The sequence below is a fragment of the Streptomyces sp. NPDC088785 genome (assembly GCF_044750685.1).
Taxonomy (GTDB): Bacteria; Actinomycetota; Actinomycetes; order Streptomycetales; family Streptomycetaceae; genus Streptomyces.
The window spans coordinates 196,900-220,674 of record NZ_JBIVKH010000009.1; the positions used below are offsets into that span (position 1 = coordinate 196,900).

Consider the following 23,775-nt stretch of genomic DNA (forward strand, 5'->3'; position numbering starts at 1 on the left):
GTACGGTGCACACGTTCGACCCTGGCGTGGTCGTTCCGTGCCGCACCTCGGTCAACTTCCCACACCTTTCGAAATGCGCCCCAGTTGTGCGCCCCCACCGGGGCTAGCGTCCGTGGGCCATGGGACACCTGGACCACGCGACCTTCGGCTGGCTGACCCCCGTGCTGTCGTATCTGATGGCGTGCGTCGGGGCGGCGCTCGGCCTGCGCTGCACGGTGCGCGCCCTCGACGCCACCGGGCGTACCCGGCGCAACTGGCTCCTCACCGCGGCCTCGGCCCTCGGCACCGGCATCTGGACGATGCACTTCGTGGCGATGCTCGGCTTCGGCGTCACCGGCACCGACATCCGCTACGACGTGCCGCTCACCCTCCTGAGCCTCGTCGTCGCGATGGCCGTCGTCGGCGCCGGGATCTTCGCCGTCGGCCACAGTCGGGACCGGGGCCGGGCCCTCGCCCTGGGCGGCCTCACCACCGGGCTCGGCGTCGCGAGCATGCACTACCTGGGCATGGCCGCCCTGCGGCTGCACGGCAGCATCGGCTACGACCCCGTCCTCGTGGCGCTCTCCGTGGTCGTCGCCGTCGTCGCCGCGACCGTCGCGCTCTGGGCGGGTCTGCACATCACGTCACCGGCGGCGGTGACGGTCGCCTCCCTCGTCATGGGCGGCGCGGTGAGCAGCATGCACTACACCGGCATGCTCGCGGTGAGTGTGCGGGTGGCGCCCGCCACGGCACCCCTGTCCGGCGCGTCGGCGATGCAGTTCGTCTTCCCCCTCGCGGTGGGGCTCGGCTCGTACCTCTTCCTGACCTCGGCCTTCGTCGCGCTGTCCCCGACCGAGCGGGAACGCGACGCGCCCGCGCCCGCCCCGCACCCCCTGGAGGACAGCACGGTCCGCTGACCGTCGGCCCGCGACGCGTCCGCCGCACCCCACCCCGATCGAGGAGCCCATGCGCCCGCCCCGCCGTACCTCCGGTTCAGGTCCGCCGCCGAGACCCGCGTTCCTCCCGCGCGGGCGGCGCGCCCACGCGGGACCACCCGCCGCCGAGGACGCCGCCACCGCCGGCGGACCGGCACCGGACCCGCCGCCCACGCGCGCGGGAGGGAGGCACCTGCGGCCCCGCACGGTCCGGGCGAAGATCATCTGCCTGCTGATGGTGCCCGTCGTGTCCCTGCTCGCCCTGTGGGGCTACGCGACCGTGGCGACGACCCAGGACGTCGCGCGGATCCGGCAGGCGCAACGGGCCGACGCGACGATCCGCGGGCCCGTCCTCCGGGCCGTGACGGCGCTCCAGGCGGAACGGGAGGCGGCGGTCGGCTACGCCAGCGCGCCCGCGGCCGACCGGGGCGATGTCGTCAAGCGGCTCGGCACCGCGACCGACCGTGCCGTCGCCGCCCTGCGTCCCGGCCGCGGCATCACCGTCGCCGACGGCGCGGACCTGCCGCACGCGGTGGCCGACCGGCTCGGGGCCTTCACCTCGGGCGCCGACCGACTGCGCACCGCACGCGTCGCGCTGCTGGAGCGGCGCACCGGCTGGGACGCCGCCTACGAGCGGTACACCCGGAGCATCGAGGCGGCCTTCGCCACCGTCGGCGCGCTCACCGGCATCCAGGACCCGGCGACGGACTCCGACGCGCGCGTCCTGCTCGAACTGGGCCGCGCGGCCGAGATGCTGTCCCGCGAGAACACCCTGCTGACGAGCGCCCGCCTGGCCGGGGACCTGGACGACGTGCGGCTGCGGCTGTTCGTCGGAGCCGCGCAGGCCCGCAGGACACTGACCGACACGGCGACCACCGACCTGCGCGGACCCGGACGGGCCGCGTGGGACCGGCTGGCGGCGGGCGACGCGTACGGCGACGTACGCGCCGTCGAGGACCGGGTGCTCCGCGCACCGCCCGGCCGCACGACGCCCGCCGCGGCGACCACGGCCGCCTGGGTCGTCGCCCACGCCACCGTGCAGGACGGCATGCGGGCCATCGGGGTCGGCACCGCGACGGGCCGCACCGATCCGATCACCAGGGGGCTGCTCTCACCGGCGGGCGCGGCCGTGCTCTTCGGCCTCGTCGCCGTGGCCGCCTCCCTGGTGATCTCCGTGCGGATCGGCCGCGGTCTCGTCGTCGAACTGACCGGCCTGCGCACCACCGCCCTGGAGATCGCCCGGCGCAAACTCCCGCACGCCATGAGCAGACTGCGGGCCGGACAGGAGATCGACGTGGCGGCGGAGGCGCCCCAGGGCCCACCCGCGGAGGACGAGACCGGGCAGGTCCGCGAAGCGCTCACCACCGTGCACCGCGCGGCCCTGCACGCCGCCGTGGAGCGCGCCGAACTCGCCGGCGGCATCTCCGGCGTCTTCGTCGATCTGGCCCGGCGCAGCCAGGTCCTCGTCCACCGTCAGCTCGCTCTCCTGGACACCATGGAGCGCCGCACCGAGGACCCCGGCGAACTCGCCGACCTCTTCCGCCTCGACCACCTCACCACCCGGATGCGGCGCCACGCGGAGAGCCTCATCATCCTCTCCGGGGCCGCACCCGGCCGCGCCTGGCGGGTGCCCGTTCCGCTGACCAACGTCTGCCGGGCCGCCGTCTCGGAGATCGAGGACTACGCGCGCGTGGAGATACGCCACCTCGCGGCCGTCGACGTCGCGGGCGCCGCCGTCGCGGACCTCACCCACCTGCTGGCCGAACTGGTCGAGAACGCCGCACAGTTCTCACCCCCGCACACCAGGGTGCGCGTCAGCGGTGAACCCGTCGCCAACGGCTACGCCGTCGAGATCGAGGACCGCGGACTCGGCATGGGCGAAGAGATCCTCGCCGAGGCGAACGAACGCATCCGGCAGTCCGACACGCTCGACCTGTTCGACAGCGACCGGCTCGGCCTCTTCGTGGTGAGCCGGCTGGCCCGGCGCCACGCCATCAGGGTGAGCCTGCGCACGTCCCCCTACGGAGGCACCACCGCCGTGGTCCTCATACCGGCCTCCCTGCTGCACGAGCACGGCGCCCCCACAAAGAACTCCCAGCCACCACCCGAAGAAGAGCGCCGCTACGCGCGCGTGCCCGAGCCCGAAGCAGCGCCCATGAACAAGAACCCCGTCCCCGCGCCCGCCCCCCGCCCGGCACTCGCCCCCCTGGGACCGGCGCCGGACGGCACTCCGCCCCCGTCCGGTGCCACCCCGCTCCGCCCGCGCGTGCCGCCCGGCCCGGGCGGCGACGAGGACGCGGACACCGGCGGCCTGCCGCGCCGGGTGCGCCAGGCCAGCCTCGCGCCCCAACTGCGGACGCGCGCCGAGGACCGGCCCCCTTCGGTACGGAACGTCGCGGCACCGGGGGAACCCACCCCCGCACAGGTCAGGGCCCGCATGACGTCCTTCAGGGACGGCTGGGTCCGGGGCGGCGGTCGCCCACCAGGCAGTCACACCAGCGGAGGAGACCTCACATGATCAAGGAACCGCCCACCGGCGCCGCCCACGGCGCCGGCGAACTCGACTGGCTCCTCGACGACCTGGTCACGCGGGTCACCGATGTGCGGCACGCGGTGGTGCTCTCCAACGACGGCCTCGCCGTCGGCGCGTCGCACGGGCTACGCCGCGAGGACGCCGAACACCTCGCCGCCGTCGCCTCCGGGTTCAACAGTCTCGCCAAGGGCACCGGCCGCCACTTCGGCACCGGCGGGGTGCGGCAGACCATGGTGGAGATGGACGACGCGTTCCTGTTCGTGGCCGCCGCGGGGGACGGCTCCTGCCTCGCGGTCCTGAGCACGGCCATGGCCGACATCGGACTCGTGGCCTACGAGATGGCGCTCCTGGTGAAGCGGGTGGGCGAACACCTGCGTACCCCGGCCCGGTTCGGCGGACCGTCGGCCCCCGCGGGCTGAGGGGTCGCCGACGCCCATGGACAACGACGCGGACTACCGGCACCACTTGGACGACGACCTGTCCGACGCCCCCCGCGGCAGCGCGGGAGCCCGCGCTCCGCGGACGTCGGGCAGCCAGTGGTTCGACCGCGAGGCCGGCCCGATGGTGCGCCCCTACACGGTGACCGCCGGCCGGACCGCGGCCGGCCCCGAGGGCGCGCGGTGCGACGTGATCGCCCTGGTGTCGCTCGACGACGCCGTGCCGACGGTCCACGACGACACCGCGCTCGGGCCCGAACACCGGTCGATCCTCGAGATGTGCCGCGTGGAGACCCGGACCGTCGCCGAACTCGCCGCCGGCGCCGAGGTGCCCGTGGGCGTGGTCCGGGTGCTCCTCGGCGACCTGCTCGACCTGGGCCGCGTCAAGGTCACCGCCCCCGTCCCGCCCATCCGGCTGCCGGTCGAAACGATCTTGAGGGAAGTCATCGATGGACTCCGAGCACTCTGACGGCACGGCCGACCCCGCCCTGGCCCTCAAGATCCTGGTCGCGGGCGGCCTCGGGGCGGGCAAGACCACCCTTGTCGGCGCCGTCAGCGAGATCCGGCCGCTGCGCACCGAGGAACACCTCAGCGAACGGGGCCGGCCGGTGGACGACACCGCGGGGGTCGACGGCAAGAGCACCACGACCGTCGCCATGGACTTCGGGCGCATCACCATCAGGTCCGGCCTGTCGCTCTACCTGTTCGGCACCCCGGGGCAGGACCGCTTCTGGTTCCTGTGGGACGAGCTGTCACAGGGCTCCCTCGGCGCGGTCGTCCTCGCGGACACCCGCCGGCTGGAGGACTGCTTCCCCGCCGTGGACTACTTCGAGCACCGCCGCATCCCGTTCGTCGTGGCGGTCAACTGCTTCGCCGGCGCCCGGGCGTTCGGCGCGCACGACGTGGCCCGGGCCCTCGACCTCGACCGCGGGACCCCCGTGGTGCTGTGCGACGCGCGCGACAAGGACTCCGGGAAGGAGGTGCTGATCCGGCTCGTCGAGTACGCCGGGCGGACGTACACCGCCCGGCTGCTCGACTCGGTGGGCTGACCGGCCCGCCCGGCTCAGTCGGCTACGTCACCGAGCGCCACGACCTTGTCGACGCGGACCCGGACGACGAGTTCGCCGGGGACGCCGTTGCGCCTGCCGAACTCCTCGGCGCGGTCCGCGCCCATGTACCGGCCGCCGATCCGGGTCGCCGAGTCCACCAGCTGCGCCGGGTCCTCGCTGAGTTCCGCGTGCCCCTGGATCGTCACGAACGAGAACGGCGGCCGCTCGTCGTCCACGCACAGGGCGACCCGGCCGTCCCGGGCCAGATTGCGGCCCTTCACGGTGTCCTTGCCGGTGTTGAAGACGATGTCGTCGCCGTCCAGGACGAACCACACCGGCGCGATGTGCGGACTGCCGTCCGCCCGCACCGTGGACAGTTTGGCCGTGCGCGTGCCCTCGGAGACGAAGGCGTGCCATTCCTCATCGGTCATCTTGTGTGCCATGCGCCCATCCTGCTTGCCCGGAGGGCAGCCGTGGGGAAGGCTTGCGAGACACATCCTCCGGGCAGCTGAGCGCCACGCCCGGACAACGGGGAGCCACAGGGGAACGGGGAGACGGGAACATGGCGGAGAACAGAGGACTCGGTTGGCTGCTCGACGACCTGACGGGTCGTGTCGAACACGTGCGCCACGCCCTGGTCCTGTCCAACGACGGACTCGTCACCGGCGCCAGTTCGGATCTGGGCCGGGAGGACGCCGAGCACCTCGCCGCCGTCTCCTCCGGGCTGCACAGCCTCGCCAAGGGCTCGGGACGGCACTTCGGGGCGGGCGGCGTACGTCAGACGATGATCGAGTTCGATGACGCCGTCCTGTTCGTCACCGCCGCCGGCGACGGCAGCTGCCTGTGCGTGCTCAGCGACGCCGAAGCCGACATCGGACAGGTCGCCTATGAGATGACCCTCCTGGTCAACCGCGTCGGCGAACACCTCGGGGTCGACAAGCGACAGCCGGAGAGGACGCCCGCGCGAGAGTTCTGACCTGCGATTTCCCGGCGACAGCGGAGTTATCCACAGGCCCGCACGGCTTCGGTCGATCGGCGCTACGGTTTTCCCAGGCGGTCACGGAGAGTGACTGCCCGTCATCGTTCGACGGGGGAGAGCCATCATGCACGGAAACACCACGACCAGGCCGCAGGGCAGCGCGGCGCGGGAGCTGGGCCCGAAGAGGGGCGAGTTCGACCTGGCCGTACGCCTCGGCCGGATCCGCACCGTCGCGGCACCGGACGGCGGCGTGCGCCGGGTCCCGCACCAGGAGATCGACCGCATCCGCGAAACCGAGGGCTTCCCGGACGCCCTGCTCGAGCAGGTCCGGGTGGTGGGCACCGCGCAGGGCGCGGCGCTGATGGGCATCGCGTCGAGCCGGTTCACCCGGCTCGCGCGTGCGGGGATACTGACACCCGCGACGTTCTACGTGAACCGCTACCGCGCCGTGGTCTGGCTGTACCTGGCACAGGAACTGGCGGAGTTCGCCCGCTCCGAGGCGCATGCCCCGCTCCTGACCGGCCGGGCCCCACAGAAGATCCGCTCCCGGATCGCCGCGGGCGAGGACCTGCGGCCCCGGACCTGGCGGGCCCGGCACGCCGGGTATCTGCTCGGCCGGAGCGACGACCCCTGGGAGCGGGCCGCGGCGATCACCACGTTCCTCGACGCGGACCTGCTCGCCGAGCTGGTCGACAACCCCCACGAGCGGGCCCAACTGCTGCGGCTGCGGCCCCATGAGAGCTGGTACGGGACGCCGAGGTCGCCGACGGCCCAGGTGGTCGAAGGCATCCTGCGCGCCGACCACCCCGACGAGATCAGCCGGCTGCGGGCCCATCTGCTGCTGAGCCTGGAGAAGGCCCGCCGGCTGCGACCGGCCCCGCTCCGCGCCGGACCTCGACCCGACACCGACACCGACTCCGGCGGCGCGCCGCACGTCCCCGCGGCCCGGACGGGCGCCGAGCGTCCCACCGCACCGGCCCCGGCCGAGCCGGCCCGGAGCCTGTGGGGGCGCCTGCTCGGCAGACGAGGCTGAACCCCCGCGCGCCGTCGCCCTATTCGGGCGCCGGGGTGGACCCGCCCTCGACGGCGTCCAGATCCCGGGCGTAGTACTCGATCGCGGGCCGGTAGCCCACGATGTCCGGGTCGGCGCTGGTCGCCGCCAGCACGCTCAGCAGCAGCCGCATGCCGTCGTGAGCCCGCCCCACGTTGTAGAGGGCCATCGCCAGGAACGTCCTGAGCGCGTTGTCCTCGGGGAACTCGGCGATCGCCCCGCTCAGGGTGGTCACCGCGTCCGCGTGGCGGCCGAGCGTGCGATAGGTGCTGCCCAGTCCGAGCAGCGCGCCGCGCCGCTCCTCCGCGGACAGCCCCGGGCCCGCGACCGCGTCGACATAGTGCGGGACGGCGGCCTCCTCCAGACCGAGACCGTCATGGACCCACGCCGTCTGGTACGCGACCCGGGCGTCCTCGGGGAAGCGGGCGCGCAGCGCGAGCAGCTGCCCCCGCGCCTCCTCGCGGCGACCGGCCTCGCGCAGCCGCACGGACCGCGCGAGCAGCGTCTCCAGATCGTCCGACGGCGCGCCGCTCATCCGCCCAGCTTCCGGAACAGCCCCTCCTGCACCACGGACACCAGCAGCCGCCCCTCGGCGTCGTAGATGCGCCCCCGGGCCAGTCCACGGCCACCCGTCGCGATCGGCGACTCCTGGTCGTACAGGAACCACTCATCGGCACGGAAAGGACGGTGGAACCACATGGCGTGGTCGAGCGAGGCCATGTCGAAGCCGCGCGGCCCCCACAGCGGCTCGACCGGCAGCCGCACGGCGTCGAGCAGCGTCATGTCGCTGGCGTACGTGAGCGCGCAGGTGTGCACCAGCGGGTCGTCGCCGAGCGGACCGACCGCACGCATCCACACGGCGCTGCGCGGCTCCGCGCTCGCGACCTCCTCCGGGGTCCAGCGCAGCCGGTCCACGTACCGGATGTCGAAGGGCTGGCGCCGCGCCATCCGCTCCAGGGCGTCGGGCAGGGCGCCCAGATGGCCCTCGATCGCTTCGGCGACGGTCGGCAGCGACTGCGGGTCCGGCACCTCCCGGGCCGGCGGCAACTGGTGCTTGAAGGCTCCCTCTTCGGGCTTGTGGAAGGAGGCGGTGAGATTGAAGATCGTGCGACCCTGCTGCACGGCGGTGACCCGGCGCGTGGTGAACGAACGGCCGTCGCGGACCCGCTCCACCTGGTACACGATGGGCACACCCGGCCGGCCCGGGCGCAGGAAGTACGCGTGCAGCGAGTGCACGGGGCGGTCCCCCTCGGTGGTGCGGCCCGCGGCCACCAGGGCCTGCCCCGCCACCTGCCCGCCGAAGACACGCTGGAGGGACTCCTGCGGGCTGCGCCCACGGAAGATGTTGACCTCGATCTGCTCCAGGTCGAGCAGGTCGACAAGCCGCTCCGCGGGATTCGTCATGCGTGGTTCTCTCTCGTATCGGCGACCGGACGGATCCGGCGCGGGAACACGGCCGGATCCTGTCGTCCGTCCGCCCGGGGCGCTACAGCTGGCCGACGTCCGTGACCCGGACGATGGCGCGCCCCTCGGCGTCGGAGGCGGCCAGGTCGACCTCGGCGCTGATGCCCCAGTCGTGATCGCCGTTCGGGTCGGCGAAGGTCTGGCGGACCTTCCACAGACCGTGCTCGGCGTCCTCCTCGATCATCAGCAGCTTGGGGCCGCGTGCGTCGGGCCCGGTGCCGAGGTCCTCGTACTCGTCCCAGTACGCGTCCATGGCCTCGCCCCAGGCGTCCGCGTCCCAGCCCGCGTCGCCGTCCAGCTCGCCCAGCTCCTCGACGTTGTCGAGCGCGGCGAGCTCGACCCGGCGGAACATCGCGTTGCGGACGAGGACACGGAAGGCGCGGGCGTTCGCGGTGACCGGCTTGACCTGGTCGGCCTTCTCCTGGGCCTCCTCGGCCGTCATCTCCTCCGGATTGGCCAGCTGCTCCCACTCGTCCAGGAGGCTGGAGTCGACCTGGCGCACCATCTCGCCCAGCCAGGCGATGAGGTCCTCCAGGTCCTCCGACTTGAGATCGTCGGGCACGGTGTGGTCCAGCGTCTTGTAGGCGCTGGCCAGGTAGCGCAGCACGATGCCCTCGGTGCGCGCCAGCTCGTAGTACGAGACGAACTCGGTGAAGGTCATCGCCCGCTCGTACATGTCCCGGATCACCGACTTCGGCGACAGCGGGTGGTCGCCGACCCACGGGTGGCTCGTGCGGTACGTGTTGTAGGCGTGGAAGAGCAGGTCCTCCAGCGGCTTCGGGTAGGAGACGTCCTGGAGGCGCTCCATGCGCTCCTCGTACTCGACCCCGTCCGCCTTCATCAGGGCGACGGCCTCACCGCGCGCCTTGTTCTGCTGGGCGTGCAGAATCTGCCGCGGGTCGTCGAGCGTGGACTCCACGACCGACACCATGTCGAGCGCGTACGACGGCGACTCCTTGTCGAGGAGGTCGAAGGCGGCGAGCGCGAAGGTCGACAGCGGCTGGTTGAGCGCGAAGTCCTGCTGGAGGTCGACGGTCAGGCGCACGATGCGACCCGTGGCGTCCGGCTGGTCCAGCTTCTCGACGATGCCGCCGTCGAGCAGCGAGCGGTAGATCGCGATGGCCCGGCGGATGTGCCGCAGCTGCGCCTTGCGGGGCTCGTGGTTGTCCTCGAGGAGCTTGCGCATCGCGTCGAACGCGTTGCCCGGGCGGGCGATGACCGACAACAGCATCGTGTGCGTGACGCGGAAGCGGGAGGTCAGCTGCTCCGGGTCGGAGGTGATGAGCTTGTCGAAGGTGCTCTCCGTCCATCCGACGAAGCCCTCGGGCGCCTTCTTGCGGACGACCTTGCGCCGCTTCTTCGGGTCGTCGCCCGCCTTCGACAGCGCCTTCTCGTTCTCGATGACGTGCTCGGGCGCCTGGGCCACCACGAAGCCCGCCGTGTCGAAGCCGGCCCGCCCGGCGCGGCCCGCGATCTGGTGGAACTCGCGGGCGCGCAGCGTGCGCACCCGGGTGCCGTCGTACTTGGTGAGCGCCGTGAACAGCACGGTGCGGATCGGGACGTTGACGCCGACACCGAGCGTGTCGGTGCCGCAGATGACCTTCAACAGGCCCGCCTGGGCGAGCTTCTCGACGAGGCGGCGGTACTTGGGCAGCATGCCCGCGTGGTGCACGCCGATGCCGTGGCGCACGTAACGGGACAGGTTGCGGCCGAACTTGGTGGTGAACCGGAAGTTGCCGATCAGCTCGGCGATCTGGTCCTTCTCCTCCCGCGTGCACATGTTGATGCTCATCAGCGCCTGCGCGCGCTCGACGGCCTGCGCCTGCGTGAAGTGCACGATGTAGACCGGGGCCTGCTTGGTGTCGAGCAGCTCGGTCAGCGTCTCGGTGAGCGGCGTCAGCCGGTACTCGTAGGACAGCGGCACCGGGCGGGTGGCCGAGCGGACCACCGAGGTGGGACGCCCGGTGCGGCGCGTCAGGTCCTTCTCGAACATCGAGACGTCGCCGAGCGTCGCCGACATCAGGATGAACTGCGCCTGCGGCAGTTCCAGCAGCGGGATCTGCCAGGCCCAGCCGCGGTCGCCCTCCGCGTAGAAGTGGAACTCGTCCATGACGACCTGACCGACGTCGGCCCGGGTGCCGTCGCGCAGCGCGATGGAGGCCAGCACCTCGGCGGTGCAGCAGATCACGGGCGCGTCCGCGTTCACCGACGCGTCTCCGGTGAGCATGCCGACGTTCTCGGTGCCGAAGATCTTGCACAGCTCGAAGAACTTCTCGGAGACGAGCGCCTTGATCGGCGCCGTGTAGAAGGTGACCTCGTCCCGGGCGAGCGCCGCGAAGTGCGCGGCGGCCGCGATCATGCTCTTGCCGGAGCCGGTGGGCGTCGACACGATCACGTTCGCCCCCGACACCACCTCGATCAGCGCCTCCTCCTGGTGCGGATAGAGGGTGAGACCACGCTCCTGGGCCCACGACTCGAAGGCGTCGTAGAGGGCGTCCGGATCTGCGGTCTGCGGGAGCTGATCGATAAGGGTCACATCACCATCTTGCCTGGCTTCCGCTCCGATCCGGCAATCGGATGCCCGTACGAAGATCACGAAGGTTACTCTGGGTCGCCGACGGGGCGTCAGGGCGCGCACCCCCTCAGGGGGTCAACAGAGCGTCGGTACAGGGAACATGTCGACACGTCGCGGGCGGTCGGCACAAGCGGGACAGGGGCGGAACAGCGCGATGATGGGACCGGCACACTCGTTGTCAGGAGCGGCGGCCTGGCTGGGGGTGGGCGCGGCGGCAGCGGCCGCGGGGCACCCGATGCCCTGGCCCGTCGTCCTGGTCGGCGCGCTGATCTGCGCGGGTGCCGCGCTCGCCCCCGACCTCGACCACAAGGCGGCGACCATCTCGCGCGCCTTCGGCCCCCCGTCGCGCTGGCTCTGCGAGATCGTCGACAAGGTCTCCTACGCCGTCTACAAGGCGACCAGGAAGCCCGCCGACCCCCGCCGCTCGGGCGGACACCGCACCCTCACCCATACGTGGCTGTGGGCCGTCCTCATCGGCGTCGGCGCCTCCGTCACGGCGGTCACCGGCGGCCGGTGGGCCGTCCTCGGGATCCTGTTCGTCCACATGGTGCTCGCCATCGAAGGACTGCTGTGGCGGGCCGCCCGCGGATCCAGCAGCGACGTGCTGGTGTGGCTGCTCGCGGCGACCAGCGCCTGGATCCTCGCCGGCGTCCTGGACCAGCCGCACAACGGCTCGGACTGGCTGTTCACCGACCCCGGCCAGGAGTACCTGTGGCTGGGCCTGCCGATCGTGCTCGGCGCCCTGGTCCACGACATCGGGGACGCCCTCACGGTCTCGGGCTGCCCGATCCTGTGGCCCATCCCCGTCGGCCGCAAGCGCTGGTACCCGCTCGGCCCGCCCAAGCCCATGCGGTTCCGGGCCGGCAGCTGGGTGGAGCTGAAGGTGCTCATGCCCGTGTTCATGCTGGCCGGCGGAGTGGGGTGCGCGGCCGCGCTCAACTTCATCTGAGCCCGGCCGCACCCCGCACCCCGGCCCGGTCACCCGTGCCAGGACCGCCACAGCGCCGCGTACGCCCCGTCGGCGGCGACCAGCTCGTCGTGGCTGCCCAGCTCCCGGATACGGCCGTCCTCGACCACGGCGATCACGTCCGCGTCGTGCGCGGTGTGCAGCCGGTGCGCGATGGCCACGACGGTGCGGCCGTCGAGGACCCGGGCGAGCGAACGCTCCAGGTGGCGGGCCGCCCGCGGGTCGAGCAGCGACGTCGCCTCGTCCAGGACCAGCGTGTGCGGGTCGGCGAGGACCAGCCTGGCCAGGGCGATCTGCTGCGCCTGCGCCGGGGTGAGCGCCGTGCCGCCCGAGCCGACCTCGGTGTCGAGGCCCTCGGCCAGGGTGTGCGCCCACTCGTCGGCGTCGACCGCCCCGAGCGCCGCCCACAGCTCGGCGTCCTCGGCGTCGGCGCGGGCGAGCCGCAGGTTGTCCCGGAGCGAGCCCACGAAGACGTGGTGCTCCTGATTGACGAGCGCCACGTGCGAGCGGACCCGCTCCGCCTGCATCCGGGACAGCTCCGCACCGCCGAGCGTGACCTGCCCGGTCCGCGGCGCGTAGATCCCGGCGAGCAGCCGGCCCAGCGTCGACTTGCCCGCACCGGACGGCCCCACCAGGGCGAGCCGGGTGCCGGGCCGCACCTCGAGCGACACCTTCCGCAGCACGTCGACGCCCTCGCGGTAGCCGAAGTGCACCTCGTCCGCGTGCACGTCACGCCCCTCGGGGCGCACCGACGGGTCGCCCGCGTCCGGCTCGATGTCCCGGACGCCGACAAGCCGGGCCAGCGAGACCCCGGCCACCTGCAACTCGTCGTACCAGCGCAGGATCAGGCCCACCGGATCCACCAGCATCTGCGCGATCAGGGCGCCGGTCGTCAGCTGGCCGACGTCGATCCAGCCCCGGAGGACGAAGACACCGCCGATCAGCAGGACGGACAGGAGGACCAGGACGTGCACCGCGTTGATCACGGGGAAGAGGACCGAGCGCAGGTAGAGGGTGTAGCGCTCCCACGCCGTCCACTCCTTGACGCGGCGCTCGGACAGCTCCACCCGGCGGTCGCCGAGCCGGTGCGCCTCGATGGTGCGCCCGGCGTCCACCGTCTCCGCGAGAGCCGCCGCGACGGCGGCGTACCCCGCGGCCTCCGAGCGGTAGGCGGACGGGGCCCGCTTGAAGTACCAGCGGCAGCCGATCACCAGGACCGGCACCGCGATCAGGATGACCGGGGCGAGCGGCGGCGCGGTGACCGTGAGCCCGCCGATCAGCAGGACCACCCACACGACGCCGATGGACAGCTGCGGCACGGCCTCCCGCATGGCGTTCGCCAGCCGGTCGATGTCCGTGGTGATCCGGGACAGCAGGTCGCCCGTCCCGGCCCGCTCCAGGACGCCCGGCGGCAGCCCGACGGAACGCACCAGGAAGTCCTCGCGCAGGTCCGCCAGCATCCGCTCGCCGAGCATCGCCCCGCGCAGCCGTACCTGCCGGGTGAAGACGGCCTGCACGACGAGCGCGCACACGAACACCGCGATGACGCGTTCCAGGTGCAGATCGCGCAGCGCGGCCGGGTCCGTGACGTCCTCGATCAGGCCGCCCAGCAGATAGGGGCCGACCATGGACGCGACGACCGAGACCGTGTTCACGCCGATGAGCACCAGGAAGGCGCGCCGATGGCGCCGGTACAGCTCGCGCACGTAGGCGCGCACCGTCGCCGGGGCGCCGATCGGCAGGGTGTTCGCGGTGGTCGGGGCCGCCGGGTCGTAGGCCGGGGGCGCCACGCCGATCATGCCGTCTCCTCGATGTCGATCTCGATGCTGTCCGCGGCGGCCGTGGCCGGTCCGGAGCGCACGGCCGCCGGTTCCGCGTCGTCGCGGGTGACGACCGCGCGGTACCGGGGTTCGGTCCGCACCAGGTCGCGGTGCTCGCCGACCGCGACGGCCGCGCCGTCCTGGACGAACACCACGCGGTCCGCCCGGTCCAGGAGCAGCGGTGACGAGGTCAGGACCACCGTCGTGCGGCCCTGTCGCAGGGTGCGCAGTCCCTGGGCGATCCGCGCCTCGGTGTGCGAGTCCACGGCGGACGTGGGCTCGTCGAGCACCAGGGCCTCCGGGTCCGTGACCAGCGAGCGGGCCAGGGCCAGCCGCTGGCGCTGGCCGCCCGACAGGGAGCGGCCGCGCTCGGTGATCCGGGCGTTCATCGGGTCCTCGTCCAGGGACGCCTGGGCCAGCGCGTCGAGCACGTCGGAGCACTGCGCCGCGGCGAGCGCCTCGTCGGGCCGGACCGCTCCGGAGGACGGCACGGACAGGAGTTCGGCGAGCGTGCCCGAGAGCAGCACCGGGTCCTTGTCCTGCACCAGTACCGCGGAGCGGGCGACAGCCAGGGGCAGCTCGTCCAGCGGCACGCCGCCCAGCAGGACGGAGGGCGGACCGGCCGCCTCCCCGCCCCCGGGGCCGGCCGCGGGCCCGCCCCCCAGATCCTCCCCGCACTCCGTCGCACCGGCACCGGAGCCGGGGGCGGTGCCTGGCGCGGTGCCGGGAGCGGAGCCCTTCACGGCGTCCGGCGCGGCCGGTTCCGTCGCGGCCGGGTGGCCGCCGAGCCGGTCGGCGAGCCGCCCCGCCAGGTCCGGGTCACCGCACACCACGGCGGTGAGGAGCCCCGCCGGGGCCAGGACGCCGGTGGCCGGGTCGTACAGGTCACCGGTCGGGGCGCCCGCGTCCAGGAGCCCGCCCGCGGGCTCGGTGACCCGCTGGAGCGCGAGCACCCGGGCCGCGCGCTGCGCCGACGGCCGCGAGAAGGAGTACGCCATGGCGATCTCCTCGAAGTGCCGCAGCGGGTAGTTGAGCATCATCACCGCGCTGTACACGGTGACCAGTTCACCCACGCTGATCCGGCCCTCACGGGCGAGATGGACGCCGTACCAGACGACCACGACGAGCAGCAGCCCGGGAAGGAGGACCTGGATCGCGGAGATGAGCGCCCACATGCGGGCACTGCGCACGGCGGCCCGGCGCACCTCCTGGGAGGCGCGGCGGTAGCGGTCCAGGAAGAGCTCCTCGCCGCCGATGCCGCGCAGCACGCGCAGCCCGGCGACGGTGTCCGAGGCGAGTTCGGTGGCCCGGCCCGCCTTCTCCCGCTGGTGGTCCGCGCGCCGGGTGGCCCGGGGCAGCAGCGGCAGGACGGAGAGGGCGAGGACCGGCATGCCGATCGCGACCACGACGCCCAGCGCGGGCTGGTACACCACGAGTCCGACGCAGACCAGGACCACGGTGAGCGCGGCCGCCGCGAAGCGCGACAGGGCCTCGACGAACCAGCCGATCTTCTCGACGTCAGCGGTGGACACCGCGACGACCTCGCCGGCGGCGACGCGCCGGGTCAGCGCGGCGCCGAGCGCGGCGGTCCTGCGGGCGAGCAGCTGCTGCACGCGGGCGGCCGCGGTGATCCAGTTGGTGACCGCGGTGCGGTGCAGCATGGTGTCGCCGAGCGCGATGGCGACACCGAGCAGCACGATCAGCGCGCCCGCGAGGGCGAGCCGGGTGCCGGAGCGGTCGACGACGGCCTGCACGGCCAAGCCCACCCCGTAGGGTAGGCCGGCCACCGAGCTGAAGTGGAGCAGTCCCCAGGCGAGGGATCTGAGCTGGCCACCGGTCTGGTTCCGGCCGAGCCAGAGCAGGAACCGGGGGCCGGAGCGCGTGTCGGGCACGCCCGGATCGGAGTACGGAAGGTCGGAGATCTGCATGACGTCCCAGGTATCGACAAGTCGATAAGAAGAGGTGGGGAGGGTGGCGGGCGGCGAGAGGGGAGCGGGTGGTGTGAGGGGAGCGGGCGGGGAAGCGGACGGAACAAACCGTGAAAGGTTCGCGCCTCTCAGTGACCGGAAGCAAACGGTTTTTAGCCGGGCGGCAAAGATTCGGCCGGGAACGTACGCGGTGGCCCGGCCCGGCGCCGGGCTTCTCCGGCGGGGGTGCGAGCATGGATCGCATGCGTATTGCGGGTGCGGTTCGGGCGGGCGTCGCTGCGGCGGCGTGCGGAGTGTTGCTGACGACGGTGGCGGCGTGCGGCTCCGACGGTGGAAGTGCCGCGTCAGGAGGGCACAGCTCCCAGGACGACGGGCACACCGGCGCGGCGCGGCCGGCCGACTCGAAGACGATCCCGGACGTCGGCGCCCGCTACCAGAAGCAGATCCCGGCGAACGCGCGGCAGGTCGTCGCCGTCTACGGGGACGGCAAGAACTCCGCGGACTCGACGATCGCGCTCTACACCAAGTCAGGGGACACCTGGAAGAAGGCCCGCGGCTGGTCCGGGCACAACGGCAAGAAGGGCTGGACGACGAACCACCGGGAGAACGACAAGCGCAGTCCCGTCGGCGTGTTCACGCTCAGCGACGCCGGTGGCGTGCTGGCCGACCCGGGAGCGAAGCTGCCCTACACGCAGTCCGCGTCGATCCAGGCACCGCACTACTGGGCGAAGTCGCACTGGCACGACTTCGACTACGTCATCGCGATCGACTACAACCGGGCCAAGGGCACCCCGCCGAACGACCCGACGCGTCCGCAGGGGCAGACCAAGGGCGGCAGCATCTGGCTGCACATGGACCACGGCAGCGGTACCTCGGCCTGCGTGAGCCAGTCCAAGGCGGACATGGAGTACCTGCTCAAGACGCTCGACCCGGCACAGCACCCGGTCGTGGTGATGGGGGACAAGGCCGAGCTGAAGGCGGCCTGACCGCACGGTGCCCGGCGCGCCACCGGGCTCAGTAGGCGCGCCGCAGGGACGGCCACAGCGTGGACCACGTCGGGTGCGGGCCGGTGCACAGGACGACGGAGGCGCCCTGTTCCTCGTTGTCGACGCCCTGGCCGTTGTCGACGCGGGCCACGGTGCGGCAGCCGGAGAAATGCCGCTCGATGCGGGAGGCGTCGCGCGCCCGGACGAGCAGAACGGGCCCGTCCGCGGAATCGGGCGGCGGCCCCCAGTCGGCGTAGCTCATGTGGCCGGAGTAGGGGCGCGGCAGTCCGCGCCCGGGACCGTACCGCTCCAGGGCGCCCGCCTCGCCGTAGTTGACGGAGAACAGCACCGCCCGCGACCGGTCCCCGGCCGGGACGGCGGACCAGCCCTCGCGCGCCGCGTCGGCGAGTTCGGGCCAGCCGAGCTGTTCCCCCTGCTCCGGGTCGGCCGCCATCGGGACGGACAGCCGGTCGGGCGGCAGCACCGGCAGGACCAGTACGGCGTTGACGACGGCCGAGACGAGCACCATCGCTGCGACGAGAGCACCGCGGACGCGCGCACGCCCGTCCCGCGCCCATCGCAGCACCGGCTCGCACCCCGCGGCCAGCAGCACCACGAGCAGCGGCACGGTGTAGTACCCCTTGCCGCCCGCCGCCAGCGTCACCCCGCACAGCAGCGGGTAGGCCACGGCGAACGCCCGCGCCCACCGCAGATCGGCGGCGCGCCACAGCCGCAGCCAGCCGGCGATCCAGACGGGCACGAACAGCGGGGAGAGATAGACGAGTTGCTGCGGCACGAGCAGCAGCCGGTTCTCCGCGCCGTCGTCCTCGCTGATGCCGCGCGCCACCGTGAACTGCGGCCAGTCGTGCGCCGCCTGCCACACCAGGTTCGGCGCGGCGAGCGCCAGCGCGAGAACACCCCCGAACACGGGCCAGCGGGTGCGCAGCACCGCACGCGGCCCCACCCACACGATCGCGACCAGCAGCACGACGATCAGCGCCACCACCAGGTACTTGTTCTGCACGCCCAGCCCCGTCACCGCACCGGCCGCGAGCCACCAGCGCCGGTCCCCGCCGCGCAACAGCCGCAGCACCACCAGGCTCAGCGTCACCCACACCAGCAGGTCGAAGGTGGCGGTGGAGACCATGTGCCCGACGGCGAGCAGTTGCGCGCCGATCGCCGCGAGCGCCGCCGCGAGCAGCTGGGCCCCGCACGCGCCACCCAACTCCCGTGCGATCAGGGCGACCACGAACACGGTGAGCGCCGCGCCGAGGGTCGCGCACACCCGCAGCCCGACGAGACTGTCACCGAAGACGCCGGTGGAGGCGCGGGCGAGCAGCGGCGTCAGCGGCGGCTGATCGACGTAGCCCCACGCGAGGTGCCGGCCCGCGGCGCGGAAGTACAACTCGTCGCGGTGGTAGCCGTAGCGCGCCGACAACAGGCTCAGCCCGGCCGCGTACAGCGCGCCGATACCCAGCAGCGGCCACCGTGCCACCGGCGCCAGCCCGCCCGCGCCCCGCCGTTCGCCCTCGACCATGGTGCGCCCCCCGCCGTCGACCGGTGAGCCGGGAGCGTACTGGCGGTACCGGGGCCGGTCGAGAGGACCGCCCCGAATACCGCCCGCCATACGGCCCGTCACACCGCCCGCGCCGCGGGCTCAGCCGCGGCCGAGCGCGCCGCCGGCCGCCGGTCGCGTCGCGCGCTCCAACTCCACGAGAACCGAGTAGTAGGTCCGGCCCGTGGCGTGGTCCATGCCCACCTCGCACATCCGGTTCGCCGACAGGTGCGCGTCGTAGGCCCGGGACGTGACCTCCGCGGCCTCCTTCGCCGTGGCCGACTCCGTCAGCTCCTTGTGGAGCATGCCGCGGTCGCCCGCGAAGGCGCAGCAGCCCGCGTCGTCCGGCAGCACGACCTCGTCGGCGCACGCCTCGGCAACCGCCCTCAACTGCTCCACGTCGCCCAGGTGCTCCATCGAGCAGGTCGGGTGCAGCACGGCCGAGCCGATCGTCCGCTCCACGGTGAGGTGCGGCAGCAGCTCCTCGGCCGCCCAGACCAGCGAGTCGACGATTTTCAGTTCGGCGTGCAGCTCCCGATGGTGGTCCGTCAGATACGGCACCACCTCGTGCGCGATGCCGAGCGTGCACGACGACGCGTCCACGACCAGCGGGAGACGGCCGCCGGCGGTCCAGCCCCAGGCCGCCTCGACGATCCGGTTCGCCATGATCGTGTTGCCCTCGTCGTAGCCCTTGGAGTGCCAGATGGTGGCGCAGCACGTCCCGGCCACGTCGTCCGGGATCCAGACCGGCCTGCCCGCGCGCGCGGAGACCGCGACGACCGCCTGGGGGAGGGAGATGTCACCGGGAGTGCCGAAGATGCGGTTCACGCACGCCGGGTAGTACACGGCCGTCGCGCTCGCGCGTGCGGTGCGCGGCAGGGTGCGGGCCGCGGCGGCGGGGATCTCCGGCAGCCACTCCGGGACGAGGTCGGGGCGGACCGCCTTGCGGGCGGCGGTCGTGACGCGCGTCAGCAGCCGGTCACCGATCTTGTCGGCGGCCGCGACCGCCAGCCGGGCCGACGCCTCGACGGCCTTGAAGTGCTTCGCCGTGAGCGCGGCCACCTTCTCCTCGCGCGGCGAGTGCCGCGCGTGCCGGAAGCCCTTCATGAAGGCGCCCGTGTCGATACCGACCGGACAGGCCAGCTTGCAGGTGGAGTCCCCGGCGCAGGTGTCCACCGCGTCGTAGCCGTAGGCGTCGATCAGCTCGTCCTCGACCGGCGAACCCGACGGCTGGCGCATCATCTCGCGGCGCAGCACGATCCGCTGCCGGGGCGTCGTGGTCAGGTCCTCGCTCGGACAGGTGGGCTCGCAGAAGCCGCACTCGATGCACGGATCCGCGATCAGCTCGACCTTCGGGATCGTCTTCAGACCGCGCAGATGCGCCTTCGGGTCACGGTCCAGGACGATGCGCGGGGCCAGCACCCCGTCCGGGTCGATGACCTGCTTGGTGCGCCACATCAGCTCCGTCGCCCGGGGGCCCCATTCGAGCTCCAGGAAGGGCGCGATGTTGCGGCCCGTGGCGTGCTCCGCCTTCAGCGAGCCGTCGAACCGCTCCACCGTCAGCCCGCAGAAGTCGTCCATGAAGGCCGCGTACCGGTCCACGTCCGCGGGCAGCCCCGCGTCGAACGCCAGCAGGAAGTGCAGATTGCCGTGCGCGGCGTGTCCCGCCACGGCCGCGTCGAAGCCGTGCCGCGTCTGGAGGTCGAGCAGCGCCTCGCAGGCCTCCGCCAGCCGCGCCGGCGGCACCGCGAAGTCCTCGGTGATCAGCGTCGTCCCCGAGGGCCGCGAACCGCCGACCGCCGTCACGAACGCCTTGCGCGCCTTCCAGTAGCCCGAGATCGTCTTCGCGTCCCGCGTGAACGCATTGGTCACCGACGCGACGGGGGCGACCAGGTCGAGCCCGTCGAGCACCTGTGCGGCCTTCTCCTCGTAGGCGGCCTGCCGCTCCTCGTCCGGCGCGCGGAACTCCACGAGCAGCGCCGTCGTCTCCTTCGGCAGCTCGGCCCAGTCCTGCGGCACGCCCTGCACGCTCACCGAGGCACGCAGCGTGTTGCCGTCCATCAGCTCGACGGCCAGCGCCCCCGCCTCGTTGAAGACCGGCACCGCCGCTGCCGCCGCCGTGAGCGAGGGGAAGAACAGCAGCGCCGTCGACACCTTGCGGTCCAGCGGCAGCGTGTCGAAGACGACTTCGGAGATGAAGCCGAAGGTGCCCTCCGAGCCCACCATCAGGCCGCGCAGGATCTCGACCGGCGTCGCGCCGTCGAGGAACGCGTCGAGCCGGTAGCCGTTGGTGTTCTTGATCTCGTACTTGGCGCGGATGCGGCGGGTCAGCGCGGGGTCCGCCTCGATCTCGCGCTTGATCGCCAACAGTCCCTCGCAGAGCGCCGGCTCGGCCTGCGCGAGGTCCGCGTCCGCCCGCGGATCGGCGGTGTCGACGACCGTGCCCGACGGCAGGACGAAGGTGAGCGAGGCGAGGGTGCGGTACGAGTTCCGGGTCGTGCCCGCCGTCATGCCCGACGCGTTGTTCGCGACCACGCCGCCGAGGGTGCAGGCGATCGCGCTCGCCGGGTCGGGGCCGAGGACCCGGCCGTGACGGGCGAGCGTGGCATTGGCCCGCACGATGGTGGTGCCGGGGCCGATCCTGGCCCGCTCCCCGTCGCCGAGCACCTCGATGCCCGACCAGAACCGCCGGACGTCGACGAGGATGTCCTCGCCCTGCGCCTGTCCGTTCAGCGACGTGCCCGCCGCGCGGAAGACGACCTCACGGCCCTTGCCGTGCGCGTACGACATCACCGCCGACACGTCGTCGATGTCCTCGGCGACCACGACGACCTGCGGGACGAAGCGGTACGGGCTCGCGTCCGACGCGTAGCGCACCAGGTCCGAGATCTTCGTCAGCACCTTGTGCGCGCCGAGCAGCTCGGTCAGGTCCGTGCGCAGGGGTTCGGGCGTGCCGCCGGCCTGCCGGCCCGGGACCCGGTCGGGCGCCGGGTCGGACGATCGGGTCCCCGGACGCAGGGCTTCCGGCTTCGGCTCCAGCAGGGGCATGGCTCTCCTCGATCGGCGGACGGTCGACGGACGGTCGGCGGTCCGCGGTGTCAGCAGTCCCGCTCGCGCGGGGCTTCGAACAGGGCGTTCAGCAGCACCGTCAGCTCGGCGCGCTGCTCCGTGTCCAATGGGGCCAGGATCTCCTCTGCCGCCGCGCGGCGCGCGCTGCGCAGCTCCCGCAGGGCGGCGCGGCCCCCCTCCGTGAGCTCGATCCGGATGACCCGGCGGTTGGTGGGATCCGGCACCCGCCGGACCAGCTCGACCGCCTCCAGGCCGTCCACCACGGTGGTCACGGCCCGGGGCACCACCTCCAGGCGGTCGGCCAGGTCGGCCATCCGCGGCGGTGTGTCGTAGTGCACGAGGGCGCGCAGCAGCCGGGACTGGGCAGGGGTGATCCCGACCGGCTCCAGCTGGCGCTTCTGGATGCGGTGAAGGCGGCGGGTGAGCCGCAGCAGCTGCTCGGCGAGGAACCCGTCGGCGTCCGGGATGGTCATGCCGGGAACATTACCAGGACTTTGTGCATTGTGAGTATAGGTAACAATGAGCTATGCTCCTCGAATCGTTCGGAATCCCAGAATCTAGGAGGCCCATGCCCCGCGACGACATCACCTGGACGCCGCCCCCCGATGCCACGGGTTCGGGCCAGCCGCGCCAGATCCGACGCATCCTGTCCCTCTTCCGCCCCTATCGCGCCCGCCTCGCCCTCGTCGGGCTGCTGGTCGCCGCCGCGTCCCTGGTCACGGTGGCGACGCCGTTCCTGCTCCGAGAGATCCTCGACGTCGCCATCCCGCAGGGCCGCACCGGGCTGCTCAGCCTGCTGGCCCTCGGCATGATCGTCAGCGCCGTGGTCACCAGTGCCTTCGGTGTGCTCCAGACGCTCATCAGCACCACCGTCGGCCAGCGCGTCATGCACGACCTGCGCACGGCTGTCTACGGCCGGTTGCAGAGCATGTCCCTCGCCTTCTTCACGCGGACCCGCACGGGCGAGGTCCAGTCCCGCATCGCCAACGACATCGGCGGCATGCAGGCGACCGTGACCTCCACGGCGACCTCCCTGGTCTCGAACCTGACGAGCGTCGTCGCCACGATCGTCGCGATGGTCGCCCTCGACTGGCGCCTCACGATCGTGTCCCTGCTCCTGCTGCCGGTCTTCGTGTGGATCAGCCGCCGGGTCGGCCGCGAGCGCAAGAAGATAGCCACCCAGCGTCAGAAGCAGATGGCGGCGATGGCCGCCACGGTCACCGAGTCGCTGTCCGTCAGCGGCATCCTGCTGGGCCGCACCATGGGCCGGGCCGACTCCCTGACCCGGTCCTTCGCCGCCGAGTCGGACGAGCTGGTCGACCTGGAGGTCCGGTCGAACATGGCGGGCCGCTGGCGCATGGCCATCATCTCCATCGTCATGGCCGCCATGCCCGCGGTCATCTACTGGACGGCCGGCATCGCCCTCCAGCTCGGCGGCCCCACGGTCTCCATCGGCACGCTCGTCGCGTTCGTCTCGCTCCAGCAGGGCCTGTTCCGGCCGACCGTGAGCCTGTTGCAGACCGGCGTCCAGATCCAGACCTCGCTCGCCCTGTTCCAGCGCATCTTCGAATATCTCGACCTGCCCGTCGACATCACCGAGCGGCCGGACGCCGTCCACCTCGACACCGTCAGGGGAGAGGTCCGCTTCGAGGACGTCGAGTTCCGCTATGACGTCGGGGACGACCGGCGCGGCCCGGTGCTCGACGGCATCGACCTCACGGTTCCCGCGGGCGGCAGCCTCGCCGTCGTCGGCCCCACCGGCTCCGGCAAGTCCACGCTCAGCCATCTGGTGCCCCGTCTGTACGACGTCACGGGCGGCCGGGTCACGGTCGACGGGGTGGACGTGCGCGACCTGGACTTCGACACCCTCGCGCGGTCCGTCGGCGTCGTCTCCCAGGAGACCTATCTCTTCCACGCCTCCGTCGCGGAGAACCTGCGGTTCGCCAAGCCCGACGCCACCGACGCGGAGCTGCACGCCGCGGCCCGGGCCGCTCAGATCCACGACCACATAGCCTCGCTCCCGGACGGCTACGACACCGTGGTCGGCGAGCGCGGACACCGTTTCTCGGGAGGCGAGAAGCAGCGCCTGGCCATCGCCCGGACCATCCTGCGCGATCCGCCGATCCTGATTCTCGACGAGGCGACCAGTGCCCTGGACACCCGGACCGAGCACGCCGTGCAGGAGGCCATCGACGCGCTCTCGGCCGACCGCACCACGCTGACCATCGCGCACCGCCTGTCCACGGTCCGCGGCGCCGACCAGATCGTCGTCCTGGACGCCGGTCGCATCGTCGAGCGCGGTACCCACGACGAGCTGCTGGACCGCGACGGCCGGTACGCGGCCCTGGTGCGGCGCGACGCGCAGTTGGAGAAGACGGCGGCCTGAAAACCGGGGCCCGTCGCGGGCACTGACCCACCCGGGGGCGGTGCGGGCTCCGGAGTGAAGAT

19 protein-coding genes are annotated in these 23,775 nt (G+C 72.8%); 10 read left to right on the forward strand and 9 right to left on the reverse strand.

The window, feature by feature from the left end; all coding sequences use genetic code 11:
* Positions 1–119 precede the first annotated feature (119 nt).
* The 5 genes from ACIP5K_RS24400 to ACIP5K_RS24420 are packed head-to-tail and all read left to right on the forward strand — an operon-like array spanning position 120 to position 4,933.
* On the forward strand, positions 120–896 hold the full coding sequence (locus tag ACIP5K_RS24400; RefSeq protein ID WP_401412612.1) for an MHYT domain-containing protein: 777 nt from the start codon (positions 120–122) through the stop codon (positions 894–896).
* Between the two features lie 49 nt (positions 897–945).
* Positions 946–3,432 (forward strand): nitrate- and nitrite sensing domain-containing protein, encoded by a 2,487-nt coding sequence (locus ACIP5K_RS24405; protein ID WP_401412614.1) that lies wholly within the window; start codon positions 946–948, stop codon positions 3,430–3,432.
* Entirely contained in the window at positions 3,429–3,866 is a 438-nt protein-coding gene (locus tag ACIP5K_RS24410) for a roadblock/LC7 domain-containing protein (protein ID WP_401412616.1), read from the forward strand. The genes ACIP5K_RS24405 and ACIP5K_RS24410 overlap by 4 nt, the downstream gene beginning before the upstream one ends.
* A 16-nt stretch (positions 3,867–3,882) precedes the next feature.
* Positions 3,883–4,353, forward strand: coding sequence for a DUF742 domain-containing protein (locus ACIP5K_RS24415; protein ID WP_401412617.1), 471 nt, complete (start codon positions 3,883–3,885; stop codon positions 4,351–4,353).
* The gene (locus tag ACIP5K_RS24420) at positions 4,334–4,933 is read left to right on the forward strand and encodes a GTP-binding protein (protein ID WP_401412618.1); all 600 of its coding nucleotides are present in this window, start codon (positions 4,334–4,336) and stop codon (positions 4,931–4,933) included. Before ACIP5K_RS24415 ends, ACIP5K_RS24420 begins: the two co-directional genes overlap by 20 nt.
* 14 nt (positions 4,934–4,947) lie before the next feature.
* Here the strand turns inward: ACIP5K_RS24420 and ACIP5K_RS24425 are convergent, their stop codons facing one another.
* A complete protein-coding gene (locus tag ACIP5K_RS24425) occupies positions 4,948–5,376 on the reverse strand; it encodes a PPOX class F420-dependent oxidoreductase (RefSeq protein WP_401412620.1) in 429 nt (142 codons plus the stop codon).
* Positions 5,377–5,495: 119 nt separating this feature from the next.
* Here ACIP5K_RS24425 and ACIP5K_RS24430 point away from each other — a divergent pair, with 119 nt between their 5' ends.
* Both ACIP5K_RS24430 and ACIP5K_RS24435 read left to right on the forward strand, forming a co-directional pair.
* The gene (locus ACIP5K_RS24430) at positions 5,496–5,909 is read left to right on the forward strand and encodes a roadblock/LC7 domain-containing protein (RefSeq protein ID WP_401412622.1); all 414 of its coding nucleotides are present in this window, start codon (positions 5,496–5,498) and stop codon (positions 5,907–5,909) included.
* 127 nt (positions 5,910–6,036) lie between these two features.
* Positions 6,037–6,945 carry a DUF6397 family protein gene (locus tag ACIP5K_RS24435; RefSeq protein WP_401412624.1) on the forward strand — a complete coding sequence of 303 codons (909 nt, stop codon included), beginning with the start codon at positions 6,037–6,039 and terminating at the stop codon, positions 6,943–6,945.
* Positions 6,946–6,964: 19 nt separating this feature from the next.
* On the opposite strand, the gene ACIP5K_RS24440 is transcribed toward ACIP5K_RS24435, so the two are convergent.
* The 3 genes from ACIP5K_RS24440 to ACIP5K_RS24450 all read right to left on the reverse strand — a co-directional run bounded on the left by ACIP5K_RS24440 (position 6,965) and on the right by ACIP5K_RS24450 (position 11,023).
* Positions 6,965–7,498, reverse strand: a complete 534-nt coding sequence (locus ACIP5K_RS24440) for a tetratricopeptide repeat protein (protein WP_401412625.1) — start codon at positions 7,496–7,498, stop codon at positions 6,965–6,967.
* Positions 7,495–8,367: an acyl-CoA thioesterase gene (locus tag ACIP5K_RS24445; protein ID WP_401412626.1), complete on the reverse strand. Its 873-nt coding sequence runs from the start codon at positions 8,365–8,367 to the stop codon at positions 7,495–7,497. Before ACIP5K_RS24445 ends, ACIP5K_RS24440 begins: the two co-directional genes overlap by 4 nt.
* 82 nt (positions 8,368–8,449) lie before the next feature.
* A complete protein-coding gene (locus ACIP5K_RS24450; protein ID WP_401412628.1) occupies positions 8,450–11,023 on the reverse strand; it encodes a DEAD/DEAH box helicase in 2,574 nt (857 codons plus the stop codon).
* Positions 11,024–11,156: 133 nt separating this feature from the next.
* Between ACIP5K_RS24450 and ACIP5K_RS24455 the strand changes: the two genes are divergently transcribed.
* Positions 11,157–11,951: a metal-dependent hydrolase gene (locus ACIP5K_RS24455; RefSeq protein WP_401412630.1), complete on the forward strand. Its 795-nt coding sequence runs from the start codon at positions 11,157–11,159 to the stop codon at positions 11,949–11,951.
* A 29-nt stretch (positions 11,952–11,980) separates the two neighbouring features.
* Here the strand turns inward: ACIP5K_RS24455 and ACIP5K_RS24460 are convergent, their stop codons facing one another.
* Positions 11,981–13,768: an ABC transporter ATP-binding protein gene (locus ACIP5K_RS24460; protein WP_401412632.1), complete on the reverse strand. Its 1,788-nt coding sequence runs from the start codon at positions 13,766–13,768 to the stop codon at positions 11,981–11,983.
* Positions 13,765–15,717: an ABC transporter transmembrane domain-containing protein gene (locus ACIP5K_RS24465; protein ID WP_401412633.1), complete on the reverse strand. Its 1,953-nt coding sequence runs from the start codon at positions 15,715–15,717 to the stop codon at positions 13,765–13,767. The genes ACIP5K_RS24460 and ACIP5K_RS24465 overlap by 4 nt, the downstream gene beginning before the upstream one ends.
* 242 nt (positions 15,718–15,959) lie before the next feature.
* Between ACIP5K_RS24465 and ACIP5K_RS24470 the strand changes: the two genes are divergently transcribed.
* On the forward strand, positions 15,960–16,703 hold the full coding sequence (locus tag ACIP5K_RS24470; protein ID WP_401412634.1) for a L,D-transpeptidase family protein: 744 nt from the start codon (positions 15,960–15,962) through the stop codon (positions 16,701–16,703).
* A gap of 28 nt (positions 16,704–16,731) precedes the next feature.
* Here ACIP5K_RS24470 and ACIP5K_RS24475 read toward each other — a convergent pair whose 3' ends face one another.
* The 3 genes from ACIP5K_RS24475 to ACIP5K_RS24485 all read right to left on the reverse strand — a co-directional run bounded on the left by ACIP5K_RS24475 (position 16,732) and on the right by ACIP5K_RS24485 (position 21,800).
* A complete protein-coding gene (locus tag ACIP5K_RS24475) occupies positions 16,732–18,240 on the reverse strand; it encodes an ArnT family glycosyltransferase (RefSeq protein ID WP_401412635.1) in 1,509 nt (502 codons plus the stop codon).
* 120 nt (positions 18,241–18,360) lie between these two features.
* Positions 18,361–21,306, reverse strand: coding sequence for an FAD-binding and (Fe-S)-binding domain-containing protein (locus ACIP5K_RS24480; protein ID WP_401412637.1), 2,946 nt, complete (start codon positions 21,304–21,306; stop codon positions 18,361–18,363).
* A 50-nt stretch (positions 21,307–21,356) separates the two neighbouring features.
* Positions 21,357–21,800 carry a MarR family winged helix-turn-helix transcriptional regulator gene (locus ACIP5K_RS24485; RefSeq protein WP_401412639.1) on the reverse strand — a complete coding sequence of 148 codons (444 nt, stop codon included), beginning with the start codon at positions 21,798–21,800 and terminating at the stop codon, positions 21,357–21,359.
* A gap of 95 nt (positions 21,801–21,895) precedes the next feature.
* On the opposite strand from ACIP5K_RS24485, the gene ACIP5K_RS24490 reads away from it, so the two are divergent.
* The gene (locus ACIP5K_RS24490) at positions 21,896–23,713 is read left to right on the forward strand and encodes an ABC transporter ATP-binding protein (RefSeq protein WP_401412641.1); all 1,818 of its coding nucleotides are present in this window, start codon (positions 21,896–21,898) and stop codon (positions 23,711–23,713) included.
* Positions 23,714–23,775 lie beyond the last annotated feature (62 nt).